Genomic DNA, 13,771 nt, shown 5'->3' on the forward strand with positions numbered 1-13,771 from the left:
TCTCCTGGCTTGTCGTTTACAGCACGCTCAGGCTGCGCGGGTGTTCCGCGCGGCCCTGACGGCCCGGAAAAACTGTTCGATCAGCGCCGGATCCTTGATGCCCGGCGCGCTTTCCACGCCTGAGGAAATGTCTATTCCGGGCGGGTCGGCAAGCCGAAGGGCATCGCCGATATTGGCGGCGTTGAGCCCACCGGAAAGCATGTAATCGACGCTGCCGTCAAGGCCGGCGAGGATGTGCCAGTCGAAGGCCACGCCGTTGCCGCCCGGCAGTTGCGAGCCTTTCGGCGGCTTGGCGTCGAACAGGAACCGGTCGGCTATGCCGATGAACGGCTTTATCCGTTCGAGATCGGCGGCCTCGCTGAGCGGCAGCGCCTTCATCACCGGCAGGCCATAGCGGGCTTTGACCTCGGCGACGCGATCGGGCGTTTCCGCACCATGCAGCTGCAGCATGTCAGGCTGCATTTTGGCAACGATTTCATCAAGGAAGGCGTCGCTGGTATCTACGGTGACGGCAACCGCCATCGCCTTGCCGCGCGCAGTCTCGCGCAGACGGCCAGCCTCGGCAGGTTCGACATAGCGCGGGCTTTTGGCGAAGAAGATAAACCCGACATGGCTGGCGCCGCCGGCCAGCGCCGCGGCCATTGCCCCGTCGGTCTTCAAGCCGCAGATCTTGATGTCGAGTGCCATGGCGCGGGAATTGGCATGAAAAGCGAAAAGAGTCGAGAAAAAGCATGCTGTTTGCCGACACGGCCAAAGGCGCTACCTATGGATGAACAGGACACGGCGGGAGCACGATCATGACCGACAGGACAATTGCCGAACTCAGGCAGAAGGTCGCGCAGGCGCGCGAGGTCATCGCGCACCTGATCGACAAGGCTGCCTTCAACGGCGCCGAAGCGCACCGGGCGCTCGACTATTTCGGCGGCGATGAATTCGACGGCAATTTCCTGCCGTGGCCGCATCATGGCGATGAGGGGTTGCGGCCTGAGGACTTGAACGCCGCAAACGACGACTGAGCGATCTACTCGAACATGATCGCCTGCAGCGCACCGCCATTGCGCTTCAGCCAGTCCTTGCAGCGATCGGTGTCGGGGCAGAGCTTTTCGCACAATTTCCAGAATTTCGGACCATGGTTCATCTCCTTGAGATGCGCCACTTCATGCGCGACGAGATAGTTGATGACCGGCGACGGCGCCATCATGATGCGCCAGGAGAAGGACAGATTGCCTTCGGAGGTGCAGGAGCCCCAGCGGCTCGACGTGTCCTTGAAGCGGACGGCCTTGGCGCGTTTGCCTAACGCCTGGGTGTGCTTGAGCACCAGCTTCTCGATGTCCTTCTTGGCCTCGCGCTTGAGGAAGTCGGCGATGCGGCGCGGTAGGTGTATGCGATCGCCGTGCACGATCAGCAGCGGGCCGCGCTCATCGCTCGACACCGTCACGGTCCCGCGCTTTGATGGCTCATGGACGATGCGGTGCGCCACGCCACGCACCGGGATCCTGATGCCGGGCCGCACCTGCGGCCGCGTCGGCACCTTGGCCAGTCGCTGCTCCAGCCAGTCCTGGTGCCGCTCGAGGAACCTGTCTACCTCGCCGCGGCGCAGGCCTGGCGGCACGGTGATGCGCAGACCCTGGCCGCCTGAATCGATGCGCAGCGTCATTCGGCGCGCCCTGGCGCTCTCGACGATCTTGAGCGGCAGCGTGCGGCCGGCGATGCAATATTCGCGTTCCACGACAGGCGTGGGCTTGGGCTTTGTCAGATTGCGAAAGAAGCCGAGAGTCATGGCGGGACGATACGCGATTCGAGAAAAACGACTAGAACAAAAAAGAAACGGCGCCGCTCGCGCGACGCCGTCGTCATACCTTGGCCTGTCCTACAGCGCCGCGCGTCCTCTGGGACGCGCAAAGGACGCTGTAGCACTTTAAGTTGGCGCATGACCCGAAAACCGGTTCCGGTTTTCGGGGTTATGCGTCGGGCCTCAGTCGTCAAGCAGGTTCGAACCCTTGCCACGCTTGGTGGTCGTCGTTCCGGCGCCCGGATCGGTCTTCGTCGGAGCCGTCGACTTGTTGCGGTTGGCCATGAACCGGTCGAACTCGTCCTGATCCTTGGCGCGGCGCAATTCGCGGGCATACTCGTCGAACTGGGTCAGCATCTCGTCGAGCTTGCGACGCTCTTCGTTCAGGCGCTCCAGTTCCTTTTCGCGCCAGTCGTCGAAAGCGACGTTGCCGGTGCGGGCGGAGCCATTGCCCCAGCGCGCGGCCTTGTCGGAACCGCGGCGGCATCCGGCGAAGATGCCGTCGGTCGCGCGGTTGACGTCACGCTTTAAGCCATCGAGGCGGTCGCCCCAGATGATGTAGGCGAGCATGGCGAAGCCGAGTGGCCAGAACACCATGAAACCCACAACCATCAACGCGATGGTTGCGGGCGTCCAGGCCGGACGGATCAATGCGGATGTGTTCATTTTCTCCCATTCCTTCGGTTGGAGACAGCCAAACCCGGCTGCGTGGAATCGAAATGGGAAGAGAAAAACGGCGATTCAAGACAATGTCCGCCAAATCCGGACAAGCATCTGAAATGATTACCGCTTTTTGATCATATCGAGGGAAAGCACGACCAACCCGGCAATCAGGCCCCAGAATGCGGCGCCAACGCCGAACAGCGTCAGGCCCGACGCGGTGACGACAAAGGTGACGGTGGCGGCCATGCGATCCGCCTCTTCCTTCAGCGCGATAGACAGCGCGTTGGCGAGCGACGCCATCAGCGCCAGGCCTGCCACCAGCACGATCAGGCTCTGCGGCAGCACCGCGAAGATCGCCACCAGCGAAGCGCCGAAAATAGCAAAGATGAGATAGGCGAGCGCATAAAACGGCCCGGTCTTCCAGCGCTCGGCGGGATCGGGGTGGACGTCCGGCCCGGTGCAGATCGCCGCCGAGATCGCCGCCAGATTGGTCGTCGAGCCGCCGAACGGCGCCGACAGCAGCGAAAACAGGCCCGTGACACCGATCAGCGGGCCGGGCTCCGGGTGATAGCCGGCGGCGCGCAGCACGGCGAGGCCGGACAGGTTTTGCGACGCCATGGTGACGAGGTAGAGCGGCAGTGCCAGGCCAATCACCGCCTTGGTGGTGAAGTCAGGCGCAATCAGCGTCAGCGTCGACAGTTCCGGTGTCGGCAGGCCACCGACACGGCCGGTGAGGAAAGCGGCGAGGCCACCGCCGATCAGAACCGCCAGCACCGACAGCGCCGGGTTGAACAGCCTGATAACGAAGAAGACGGCGATCAGCGGCAGGATCAGCCACGGGTCGATCGGAATGGTCTTCACCGCATTGAGCGCGAAGGTGACGACGATGCCGGCCAGCATGCCCGAGGCGACGGAGGGCGGTATCCTCGAGATAAGCTTGGTCAGGGGCCGAAACAGCCCTGTGGCGATCAGAAGGACGCCGGTGACGATGAAGGCGGCGACGGCCTCGCTCATCGAAAAGCCGCTCGATGCCGCGATCAGCGCCAGGCCCGGCGTCGACCAGGCGGTGATGACAGGCATTTTCGTGCGCCATGACAGCCACAGGCTCTCGATCGCCATGGCCAGGCAGATCGTCGTCACCCAGCTTGCCGTCTCGATCTGCGTCGCACCGACTGCGGTGGCGGCTGCGATGACGATGGCCAGCGTGCCGCCGAAGCCGACGATCGCCGCGACGAAGGCGGATATCGGGATGGAAAGGCGCATCAGTTTCCCCTCTGCGCCATCGCATCGACGGCCCGCACCAGCATGTCGAGATCTTGGGGTCGCGACAAGCGATGGTCGCCGTCGGGGATCAATGACAGTGTCACGTCGTCGGCGGGCAGCAAGCTGACCAGCTTCAGTGCGTGGCTTGCAGGCACGTCCGCATCGGCCAGGCCCTGCAGGATGTGCACCGGGCAATGGGTGTCGATCGGGCCTGTCATAACCCGGTTGTAGCGCCCGTCCTCGATCAGGGCGCGGGTGTAGATGTAGGGTTCCGTGGAATAGTCCGACGGCTCTTCGAAGAAACCTTTTTTGGCGAGATCGCGCTTCTGCGCCTTGGTCAGCACCGGTTCGACCAGGTCGGCGGTGAAATCCGGGGCTGGCGCCAGCAGCACCATGCCGGCGACGTTGCTATCGCCTGCCTTGCGCAATTCCTGCACCATGCGCAGCGCGATCCAGGCGCCCATCGAGGAGCCGACCAGGATCTGGCTGCCCCGGGTGAAATGCCGGAACACGGCAAGGCTCTGCGCAAGCCATGTCGAAATCGTGCCGTCGGCAAAGGCGCCGCCGGATTCGCCATGGCCAGAATAATCGTGGCGCAGGAAGGCGCGGCCTTCTTTCGCCGCCCAGTCCGTCAGCGTCTGCGCCTTCGTGCCCAGCATGTCCGACTTGTAGCCGCCGAGCCAGACGATGCCTGGCGCAGAGCCAGCAGTATGGCGCACCGCGATGCGCGATCCATCTACATCCAGAAAGATTGGGGGCGTAGCAGTCATGGCTTTTCCTCAACGCGGGTCTTGTGACACAGCCGGTGGCGTGGCGAAAAGTGCTCACGATGTTGTTTGTTTGGTGCAGAGCAGCGATCAGGGTGATTTTCTGTCAATGCTGTGCTATTGACTCCGCCCGCGCGCTCACCACATTGCGCGTCCACGCATCAACACTGACGAACCTGAACGAAACGGCCAAGGAGACCACGACCATTCGCAGACCTTTCAAAGCAGCGGCGCCGACCAAGGATGGCCCGCGCTCCAACCGTGACATCCGGGTTCCCCGGGTCCAGCTTATCGACGCCGATGGCCAGAACCGCGGCGATATTTCCATCAACGATGCGTTGCTGCTCGCCGAAGAGGCTGGGCTCGATCTCGTCGAGATATCGCCCAATGCGGTGCCCCCCGTCGTCAAGATCCTCGATCTCGGCAAGTTGAAATACGCCAACCAGAAGAAGGCGGCCGAGGCGCGCAAGAACCAGAAGGTCATCGAGATCAAGGAGATCAAGATGCGCCCGAACATCGACAGCCATGACTACGAGACCAAGATGAAGGCGGTTCGCCGCTTCTTCGAGGAAGGCGACAAGGTCAAGCTGACGCTGCGCTTCCGTGGCCGCGAGATGGCGCATATGGAACTCGGCATGCAGCTTCTGAACAAGGTCCGCGAGGAAGTGGCGACGATTGCCAAGGTCGAAGCGGAACCGAAGCTCGAAGGCCGCCAGATGATGATGGTGCTGTCGCCGCGCTAGAGCGATCCCCGTCAAAAGCAAAGGCCGCTTCGGCGGCTTTTGTTTTGTTTTGCCTCCGCCATGATTTCTCCGCAAGTTGCTTCGACAAGGATTCTGGTTGCCGGTCCTCGCGGCGAAAGGATTCTCCCATGACCGCTGCGGCACGTTCTACAAGTGAAATGGGTCGCTATCAGCGGCGCCGGCGCGTCCTGCTGGCGCTGCTAATCGGCGCTTTTTGCGCTTTGCTGATCTTCGGCGGCTCCCCGCACGATGAACTGACCCACGAACGCATAGAGGCGCACGGGATCGCCCTGATACTGATCGGAATCGGCGGCCGGCTCTGGTCGATCCTCTATATCGGCGGCCGCAAGTCGGCCGAAGTGGTTGCAACCGGCCCATATTCGGTGATGCGCAACCCGCTGTATTTTTTCTCCACCGTAGCGGCCGTCGGCATCGGCACCCAGACCGGCAGCGCGATCGTCGCGGTAGCGTCGGCGGTTTTGTGCGCGGCCGCGTTCCACATCGTCACGCTGCGCGAGGAACGGCATTTGACGACCGTGCTCGGGGCGCCGTACAAGGACTACGTTGCACGGGTGCCGCGTTTTTTTCCCAATCCCCGGCTTTATCGCGATCAGGCCGAGGTCACCTTCACACCGCGCATCTTCAATCACACGCTGCGCGACGGCTTGATGTTTCTGGTTTCCATACCGTTTTTCGAACTCATCGAGTCCGGACAGGAAAGCGGTGTAATTCCCGTCCTCTTCTGGCTGTATTGAGCTGCGGTAGGCAGTCAAAAGAGGCGACATGCATTAAATCCGCCTGAATTATCCTGCAAGCCGTCCCAACGATCGGCGGGGCCCTGTTTTCTTGGCCAGAAGCTGCGATCGCCGGCAAGTTTTTCGACGATCGGATTCCGCCATGGTCAATGAAATCAAGTCTGCGCCCGTCGAGGCACACGGGCTGGGCAACTACCAGCATATGCGCCGCATGGTGCTTGCGGTGCTGGTGGTGGTGCTGTTTCTGGCACTGCTGTTCGGCCAATCGACGTTTCCGCCTGAAACCTGGGTGCATGAGTCGATCGAAATGTTCGGCGTGCTGCTGATTTTCCTCGGCATCGTCGGGCGCCTTTGGGCGACGCTCTACATAGGCGGGCGCAAATCTTCCGAGGTGGTGACCGGCGGGCCTTACTCGATCACCCGCAACCCACTTTATGTGTTCTCGACCGTGGCCGCGGCGGGCGTCGGCGCCCAGATCGGCTCGTTCTCCGGCATCATCCTCTTTGCGCTGCTGTGCGCGGGTGCCTTCCACATCGTCATCCTGCGCGAAGAGAAGTTCCTCAAGGAAGCGCTCGGCGCGCCGTACCAGGCCTATCTGGAGAAGGTGCCGCGCTTCTTCCCGAAGCTGTCGCTCTACCAGGAGGGCGATACGGGCAGCTTCAAGCCCCGCCTGTTGCTGACCACGCTGCTCGACGGCCTGGTCTTCCTCGTCGCCCTGCCGGCCTTCGAGCTGATAGACGGAGCCCAGCTGTCAGGCATGTTGCCGGTCTGGTTCACGCTGCCCTGACCAAGGACACAGCGCCGCATCTCCACAGGTGTTGCACGCGGGCCGTCTTTGACGTATAGCACCGCCGTTCAAGAAAACCGCCCGGCAGGGCATGCCGTGGCGGTTTCATTTGCTTTTCGGGCTTTGGTCGGCCCGAAGCGAACAAGAAGCGCGATAGTGCGCCAACAATACGGAGTAGCAAAATGCCCAAGATGAAGACCAAATCGGCCGCCAAGAAGCGGTTCAAGATCACAGGTACGGGTAAAGTCCTGTCGGCTGCGGCCGGCAAGCGTCACGGCATGATCAAGCGTTCCAACAAGTTCATTCGAAATGCCCGCGGCACGATGGTTCTGGCTGAACCGGATGGCAAGAAGGTCATCAAGAATTTTCTGCCGAACGGTCTCTAGGGAATGATGCCAAAAAGTTGCAGACTTTTTGGAAAACATCATTCGCCAAAATAAGATCATTCGGTCCGGACACGCATTTGTTTTACGCAATTCCGAACGGAAAACCGCAAGGCACTTTTCCTGGAATTGCTTTTAAGGAGATCATGACATGGCACGCGTAAAAAGAGGCGTCACTTCGCACGCCAAGCACAAGAAGGTCCTGAAAGCCGCCAAAGGCTTCTACGGCCGCCGCAAGAACACCATCCGCATCGCCAAGCAGGCGGTGGAAAAGTCGATGCAGTACGCGTATCGCGACCGCAAGAACCGCAAGCGCTCGTTCCGCGCGCTGTGGATCCAGCGCATCAACGCCGCGACGCACGAGCATGGCCTGACCTATGGCCGCTTCATCGACGGCCTCAACAAGTCGGGCATCGAGATCGACCGCAAGATCCTGTCGGACATGGCCATCCATGAGCCGCAGGCTTTCGCAGCCCTGGTCGCCAAGGCCAAGGTGGCGCTCGAATATCTGAAGAACACCACGCCGAACGCTTTTGAAAGCGCTGTCGCCTAAGACCAGCGCTTCCCAAGCATTCGCAATTCTGATTTGGGGAACCCGCGCTGGCACGGCTGGCGCGGGTTTTTCTTTTGCCTGAACTTTCAACTTAAAAGTGACTTTCACTTTGAGCTGATTTCCAACGTAGCGAGTTTGACCGTGAACGACGCAACCACTGGCCTGGATACGCTTGAAAACTCACTTCTGGCCGAAATCGCCTCGGCCGCCGATGAGCCGGCCATCGAGGCCGTGCGCATCGCTGCTTTCGGCAAGAAGGGCGCCGTGTCCGAGATGCTGAAGACCCTTGGCGCCATGACCGCTGAGGAGCGTCAGGTCAAAGGCCCCGCAATCAACGGACTCAAGAACCGCGTCACAGATGCGCTGACGGTGCGCAAGGCCGAGTTGAAAGATGTGGCGATCACCGCCCGCCTCGCCGCCGAAAGGGTCGATGTGACGCTGCCGGTGCGGCAGTCGCCGGCCGAGCGCGGCCGTATCCACCCGATCAGCCAGGTCATCGATGAGATCGCGGCGATCTTCGGCGACCTCGGGTTTTCCATCGCGGAAGGTCCCGATATCGAGACCGATTACTACAATTTCACTGCGCTGAATTTCCCCGAAGGCCATCCGGCGCGCGAGATGCACGACACCTTCTTCTTCCAGCCGGACGAGAAGGGCGAGCGCAAGCTTCTGCGCACCCACACTTCGCCGGTGCAGATCCGCACCATGGAGACGAAGAAGCCGCCGATCCGCATCGTCATTCCGGGCAAGACCTACCGCCAGGATTCGGACGCCACTCACTCGCCGATGTTCCATCAGGTCGAGGGGCTGGTGATCGACAAGACGGCCAACGTCGCCAACATGAAGTGGGTGCTGGAGGAGTTCTGCAAGGCCTTCTTCGAGGTGCCGCAGGTCAAGATGCGCTTCCGGCCGTCCTTCTTCCCGTTCACCGAGCCGAGCCTCGAGGTCGACATCCAGTGCGACCGCTCCAGGCCCGGCGAAGTGCGCTTCGGCGAAGGCTCCGACTGGATGGAGATCCTCGGCTGCGGCATGGTCCATCCCAACGTGCTGCGCCATGGCGGGCTTGATCCGGACGAATATCAGGGCTTTGCCTGGGGCATGGGCATCGACCGCATCGCCATGCTGAAATATGGCATGCCGGACCTGCGCGCCTTCTTCGACGCGGACGTCCGCTGGCTGTCGCATTACGGCTTCAGGCCGCTCGACATGCCGACGTTGTTCGGAGGCCTGAGCGCATGACAGCGCCCTACGCCGGCGGCTGCCGCTGCGGCGCCGTGCGGTTCGAAGCTTCCGTCGAACCGCATCACGTCAGCTATTGCCATTGCGGCGATTGCCGGCGGGCCAGCGGCGCGCCGGTGTCGGCCTTTGTCGGCTTCCTGGTCGATCAGGTCGCGTTCACCGGCAAGGCGCTGAAGATGTATGAGAACGGCCCGGTGACGCGCTCGTTCTGCGGCACTTGCGGCTCGCCCATCGCCTATGTCGACGAGCGGCTGGAAGACGACATCTACTTCATGCTCGGCGCCATGGACATGCCGGCCGATTTTGAGCCGACGCAGCATGCCTATGTCGGCGAACAGCTTGCCTTCCTGCATATATCCGACGACCTGCCGAGACATCTGAAAACAAGCGTCAAAAGACCAGACGGAACAGTCCCATGAAATTCACCCTCTCCTGGCTCAAGGACCACCTAGAGACCGACGCCACGCTCGACGAGATCGTCGAGCGACTGACCTCGATCGGCCTCGAAGTCGAGCATGTCGACGACAAGTCGAGCCTGAAGCCCTTCGTCATCGCCAGGGTGCTGACGGCGGTCCAGCATCCCGATGCCGACCGGCTGCGCGTGCTGACCGTCGATACGGGCGACGGCAAGTCACCCGTGCAGGTCGTCTGCGGCGCGCCAAACGCCCGCGCTGGCCTGATCGGCGCCTTTGCTGCGCCCGGCACCTATGTGCCCGGCATCGACGTGACGCTGGCGGTCGGCAAGATCAGGGGGGTCGAGAGCCACGGCATGATGTGTTCCGAGCGCGAGCTGGAACTGTCAGACGAACACAACGGCATCATCGACCTGCCCGAGGATGCGCCGGTCGGCACCAGCTTCGCCGCTTATGCGCATATCGACGATCCGGTCATCGAGATCAATTTGACGCCGAACCGGCCGGACGCCACCAGCGTCTATGGCGTCGCCAGGGATCTGGCGGCGAGCGGGCTTGGCCGCCTCGTCGGCGGCGCCATCATGCCGCATGTCGGCAACGGCATGTGTCCGGTCAAGGTAACGATCGAAGCGCCGGAGCTTTGCCCTGGCTTCGCGCTCAACCTGGTCAAGGGCGTCAAGAATGGGCCGTCGCCGAAATGGCTGCAGCAGCGGCTGATCGCCATTGACCTGAGACCCATCAGCGCGCTGGTCGACATCACCAATTACGTCACCTTCGACCGCGGCCGCCCGCTGCATGTGTTCGACGCCAGCAAGGTTGCCGGCAATCTCGTCGTGCGCCGCGCGCGCGATGGTGAAAAGGTGCAGGCGCTCGACGGCCGCGAATACACGCTGACGCCGGAAATGTGTGTCATCGCTGATGACAATGGCGTCGAGTCCATCGCCGGCATCATGGGCGGCGAGCATTCGGGCTGCGACGAGAACACGACCGACGTGCTGATCGAATCCGCCCTTTGGGATCCGATCACCACGGCGCGCACCGGCCGCACGCTCGGCATCATCACCGACGCGCGCTACCGCTTCGAGCGCGGCGTGGACCCCGAATTCATGGTTCCCGGCGTCGAGTTGGCAACGAAACTGGTGCTCGATTTCTGCGGCGGCACGCCGACCGAAATGGAAGTCGTCGGTTATGCCGACTATCAGCCGAAGATCGTTTCCTTCCCGCTGGCGGAAGTGAAGCGGCTGACCGGCATCGAGGTCGACGAGGATGAGAGCCTATCTATCCTTGAGCGCCTGGGTTTCAGTGCAGAGCCAACCTATCGACCCCATGCCAACTATGTTGCTCCGCCGCCCGGCACACGAGATTTCTCGTCTCAAGAAAAGATATCGGGCGTCTTCGACGTCGCCGTGCCGTCCTGGCGCCCCGACGTCGATGGCAAGGCAGATCTGGTCGAGGAAGTCATGCGCATCCACGGCGTCGACAACATCGCGCCGCAGCCGCTCGGTGCGCATGACGCGGTCAACGCCAGGATACTCACCACGCTGCAGGTCCGTACCCGCACCGCCAAGCGCGCGCTTGCCGTGCGCGGCATGATGGAAGCCGTCACCTGGTCGTTCATTCCGGCCAAGCATGCCGAGCTGTTCGGCGGTGGCCAGACCGCGCTGAAGCTCGCCAACCCGATCGCCGCCGACATGTCCGACATGCGGCCGTCGCTGCTGCCCGGGCTGATCGCCGCTGCACAGCGCAATGCCGACAAGGGTATTGGCGACGTGGCGCTGTTCGAAGTGTCGGGCACCTATGAGGGCGACGGCGCCGACCAACAGCGGCGCGTCGCCGCCGGTGTGCGTCGCGGCACCGCCAAGCTCGACGGCTCCGGCCGCAACTGGGCCGGCAATTCGGGTGCGGTCGGCGTGTTCGACGCCAAGGCCGACGCGATCGCCGCGCTCGAAGCCTGCGGTGCGCCGGTCGAGCGGCTGCAGATCGAGGCCGGCGGTCCAGCCTGGTACCATCCCGGCCGTTCCGGCACCATCAAGCTCGGCCCGAAAACCGTGCTCGGCACCTTTGGCGAATTCCACCCGAAGACGCTGGAGGGGCTCGATGTTTCCGGGCCGCTGTGCGGCTTCGAGGTGTTCGTCGATGCGGTGCCCGAACCGAAGGCCAAGCCGACGAAAACCAAGCCGAAACTGGAACTGTCCCCCTTCCAGGCGGTCAAGCGCGACTTCGCTTTCGTCGTCGACAAAACGGTCGAGGCCGGCACGCTGGTCCGCGCGGCGCTCGCCGCCGACAAGAAGCTCATCACGGGCGTTTCGGTCTTCGACATCTTCGAAGGCGCTTCGCTCGGCGAGGGCAGGAAGTCTATTGCCATCGAAGTGTCGATCCAGCCGGTCGAAAAGACGCTGACCGACGAGGATTTCGAGGCACTGGCCAAGCGTATCGTCGAGAATGTCGGCAAGCAGACGGGCGGCGTTCTGCGCGGCTAAGACTTGCGAGCAGATGGCGAATCGCCCTCCAAAGGGCGATGGACCATCTGCGGTATTCCGGACTTCCTTTCGAAGAACAGCGCGCGGCGTTTCTCGCCATCGTGCCTGCCGACCCGCTGGTCCGCGACGCGCTGGCGCGGGCTCGCACGCTCGACCTGCCGGGCTGGCTGGTGGTGTCCGGCGCGCTCTACAACAGTGTCTGGAACCACCTGACCGGCAAGCCTTCGGGTTACGGCATCAAGGACGTTGATCTCTTCTACTTCGATGACAGCGACCTGTCCTACGAGGCCGAGGACGCGGTGATCCGCCGGGCGGCGCGGCATTTCGAGGGGCTAGCGTTGCCGGTCGAGGTGCGCAACCAGGCGCGGGTGCATCTATGGTATCCGCAGAAGTTCTGCCAACCCTGCCCGCGCTATTCGAGCGCCAGCGAATCCGTCAGCTATTTTGCGTCGAAGACCCATGCGGTGGGTGTGCGATACGATGCGGATGGGCAGCTCGAGATCGTGGCTCCATTTGGTCTTGACGATATTTTTTCGTTCCGCATCACACCGAACCGGGTGATGGACAATCAGCGCACGCATGAGGTGAAGGGCAGACGCGCCCAGGAGTATTGGCCGGAGACCACTGTCGTGCCTTGGTAGGGAGTTGCCGGAATGTTGGCGCGAGGCACCCCCCTCTGGCCTGCCGGCCATCTCCCCCGCAAGGAGGGAGATTGGCAACTTCATCGGCGGCACCCTTCTTGCAACGTTGGTGATTGGCGAAAGCCGGCGTGACATCCGATCTCCCCCCTTGCGGGGGAGATGTCCGGCAGGACAGAGGGGGGTGCCTCGCGCCAACGTCACGCAACCTTCTGCACCATCGCGCATGAAAAGGGGCGCCGAAGCACCCCTTCCGCTTACTCACCAGCTTTCACCCATTCACCAGCGCCAACTCCTTCTGCGCATAGCGCCTACCGACCACCTTGTCGGGCGACAGCGCATCGCCAATCGCCTGCACCTCGACAGCGCTAAGTGCAATGTCCGCCGCCGCCGTGTTCTGCTCGAGATGGCGGATTTTGCGCGCACCGGGGATCGGTACGATGAAATCGCCCTGGTGCAGCACCCAGGCCAGCGCCAGCTGCGCCGAGGTTGCGCCCTTTTCAGCCGCCAGCTTTTCCAGCGTGGCGATGACGGCGGCATTGGCTTCCATCGCCTCGGCCTGGAAGCGCGGCAAGGTCCGGCGCCAGTCGTCGTCGCTCAAGGCCTCGGGCTTGGCGATCGTGCCGGTCAGCAGCCCACGGCCGAGCGGGCTATAGGGAACGAAGCCGATGCCGAGCTCGCGGCAGACGGCGAACACCTCGTCTTCCGGGTCGCGGCTCCACAGCGAATACTCGCTCTGCACGGCCGATATCGGATGAACGGCATGGGCCCGGCGGATGGTCGCGGCACTCGCCTCGGACAGGCCAAGCGCGCGCACCTTGCCCTCGCGCACCAGTTCGGCCATGGCGCCGACCGTATCCTCGATCGGCACGTTGGGGTCGACACGGTGCTGATAGTAGAGGTCGATCACATCGGTGCCCAGCCGTTTCAGCGAGGCCTCGGCGACCGCCTTGACGTGCTCGGGGCGGCTGTCGACGCCCGCCATGCGGTCGAGGCCTGTACCTTCCTCCAAAATCTTGAAGCCGAATTTTGTCGCGATCGTCACCTTGTCACGCACCGACTTCAGCGCCTTGCCGAGCAGGATCTCGTTCTCGTAAGGGCCATAGACTTCCGCCGTGTCGAAGAAATTGACGCCGATGTCGACGGCGCGGTGCAGCGTGGCGATCGCATCGGCTTCCGCTTGGCCGCCATAGGCGAAGCTCATGCCCATGCAGCCGAGGCCGACGGGGTAGACGTTCAATTCAGTTCCTAGCTTGCGGGTTTGCATAACGCGTCTCCTTGTTGCGATGTGGGAG

16 protein-coding genes are annotated in these 13,771 nt (G+C 62.7%); 10 read left to right on the forward strand and 6 right to left on the reverse strand.

Translation table 11 applies throughout. The features are described from left to right. Positions 1–27: 27 nt before the first annotated feature. Positions 28–687: a phosphoribosylanthranilate isomerase gene (locus NKJ37_RS11620; RefSeq protein WP_023810614.1), complete on the reverse strand. Its 660-nt coding sequence runs from the start codon at positions 685–687 to the stop codon at positions 28–30. 110 nt (positions 688–797) lie between these two features. Here NKJ37_RS11620 and NKJ37_RS11625 point away from each other — a divergent pair, with 110 nt between their 5' ends. Beyond that, on the forward strand, positions 798–1,016 hold the full coding sequence (locus tag NKJ37_RS11625) for a hypothetical protein (protein ID WP_023810613.1): 219 nt from the start codon (positions 798–800) through the stop codon (positions 1,014–1,016). 5 nt (positions 1,017–1,021) lie between these two features. Here NKJ37_RS11625 and NKJ37_RS11630 read toward each other — a convergent pair whose 3' ends face one another. The 4 genes from NKJ37_RS11630 to NKJ37_RS11645 all read right to left on the reverse strand — a co-directional run bounded on the left by NKJ37_RS11630 (position 1,022) and on the right by NKJ37_RS11645 (position 4,488). Next, positions 1,022–1,780 carry a M48 family metallopeptidase gene (locus NKJ37_RS11630; protein WP_023810612.1) on the reverse strand — a complete coding sequence of 253 codons (759 nt, stop codon included), beginning with the start codon at positions 1,778–1,780 and terminating at the stop codon, positions 1,022–1,024. Between the two features lie 195 nt (positions 1,781–1,975). Further along, the gene (locus NKJ37_RS11635; protein ID WP_352773864.1) at positions 1,976–2,458 is read right to left on the reverse strand and encodes a DUF2852 domain-containing protein; all 483 of its coding nucleotides are present in this window, start codon (positions 2,456–2,458) and stop codon (positions 1,976–1,978) included. A gap of 117 nt (positions 2,459–2,575) precedes the next feature. Beyond that, positions 2,576–3,718: a benzoate/H(+) symporter BenE family transporter gene (locus NKJ37_RS11640; protein ID WP_023810610.1), complete on the reverse strand. Its 1,143-nt coding sequence runs from the start codon at positions 3,716–3,718 to the stop codon at positions 2,576–2,578. After that, on the reverse strand, positions 3,718–4,488 hold the full coding sequence (locus NKJ37_RS11645; RefSeq protein ID WP_023810609.1) for an alpha/beta hydrolase: 771 nt from the start codon (positions 4,486–4,488) through the stop codon (positions 3,718–3,720). The genes NKJ37_RS11640 and NKJ37_RS11645 overlap by 1 nt, the downstream gene beginning before the upstream one ends. Before the next feature lie 203 nt (positions 4,489–4,691). Here NKJ37_RS11645 and infC point away from each other — a divergent pair, with 203 nt between their 5' ends. The 9 genes from infC (at position 4,692) to NKJ37_RS11690 (ending at position 12,479) form a co-directional block, all read left to right on the forward strand. Further along, positions 4,692–5,228, forward strand: coding sequence for a translation initiation factor IF-3 (infC, locus tag NKJ37_RS11650; protein WP_023810608.1), 537 nt, complete (start codon positions 4,692–4,694; stop codon positions 5,226–5,228). Between the two features lie 128 nt (positions 5,229–5,356). Continuing rightward, positions 5,357–5,983 (forward strand): methyltransferase family protein, encoded by a 627-nt coding sequence (locus NKJ37_RS11655; protein ID WP_023810607.1) that lies wholly within the window; start codon positions 5,357–5,359, stop codon positions 5,981–5,983. A 142-nt stretch (positions 5,984–6,125) separates the two neighbouring features. Beyond that, positions 6,126–6,770 (forward strand): methyltransferase family protein, encoded by a 645-nt coding sequence (locus NKJ37_RS11660; RefSeq protein ID WP_023810606.1) that lies wholly within the window; start codon positions 6,126–6,128, stop codon positions 6,768–6,770. Positions 6,771–6,952: 182 nt separating this feature from the next. Beyond that, positions 6,953–7,156 (forward strand): 50S ribosomal protein L35, encoded by a 204-nt coding sequence (gene rpmI / locus NKJ37_RS11665; protein ID WP_006201248.1) that lies wholly within the window; start codon positions 6,953–6,955, stop codon positions 7,154–7,156. 148 nt (positions 7,157–7,304) lie between these two features. After that, on the forward strand, positions 7,305–7,706 hold the full coding sequence (rplT, locus tag NKJ37_RS11670; RefSeq protein WP_023672281.1) for a 50S ribosomal protein L20: 402 nt from the start codon (positions 7,305–7,307) through the stop codon (positions 7,704–7,706). Positions 7,707–7,847: 141 nt separating this feature from the next. Then, positions 7,848–8,945 (forward strand): phenylalanine--tRNA ligase subunit alpha, encoded by a 1,098-nt coding sequence (gene pheS, locus NKJ37_RS11675; RefSeq protein WP_352554632.1) that lies wholly within the window; start codon positions 7,848–7,850, stop codon positions 8,943–8,945. Continuing rightward, entirely contained in the window at positions 8,942–9,364 is a 423-nt protein-coding gene (locus NKJ37_RS11680; RefSeq protein WP_352773865.1) for a GFA family protein, read from the forward strand. Before pheS ends, NKJ37_RS11680 begins: the two co-directional genes overlap by 4 nt. Further along, entirely contained in the window at positions 9,361–11,838 is a 2,478-nt protein-coding gene (pheT, locus tag NKJ37_RS11685) for a phenylalanine--tRNA ligase subunit beta (RefSeq protein WP_352773866.1), read from the forward strand. Before NKJ37_RS11680 ends, pheT begins: the two co-directional genes overlap by 4 nt. 38 nt (positions 11,839–11,876) lie before the next feature. After that, positions 11,877–12,479 (forward strand): nucleotidyltransferase family protein, encoded by a 603-nt coding sequence (locus NKJ37_RS11690; RefSeq protein ID WP_352611044.1) that lies wholly within the window; start codon positions 11,877–11,879, stop codon positions 12,477–12,479. Between the two features lie 268 nt (positions 12,480–12,747). On the opposite strand, the gene NKJ37_RS11695 is transcribed toward NKJ37_RS11690, so the two are convergent. Then, entirely contained in the window at positions 12,748–13,743 is a 996-nt protein-coding gene (locus NKJ37_RS11695) for an aldo/keto reductase (protein WP_352440499.1), read from the reverse strand. Positions 13,744–13,771 lie beyond the last annotated feature (28 nt).

Source organism: Mesorhizobium sp. M0140 (assembly GCF_040322475.1).
GTDB lineage: Bacteria > Pseudomonadota > Alphaproteobacteria > Rhizobiales > Rhizobiaceae > Mesorhizobium.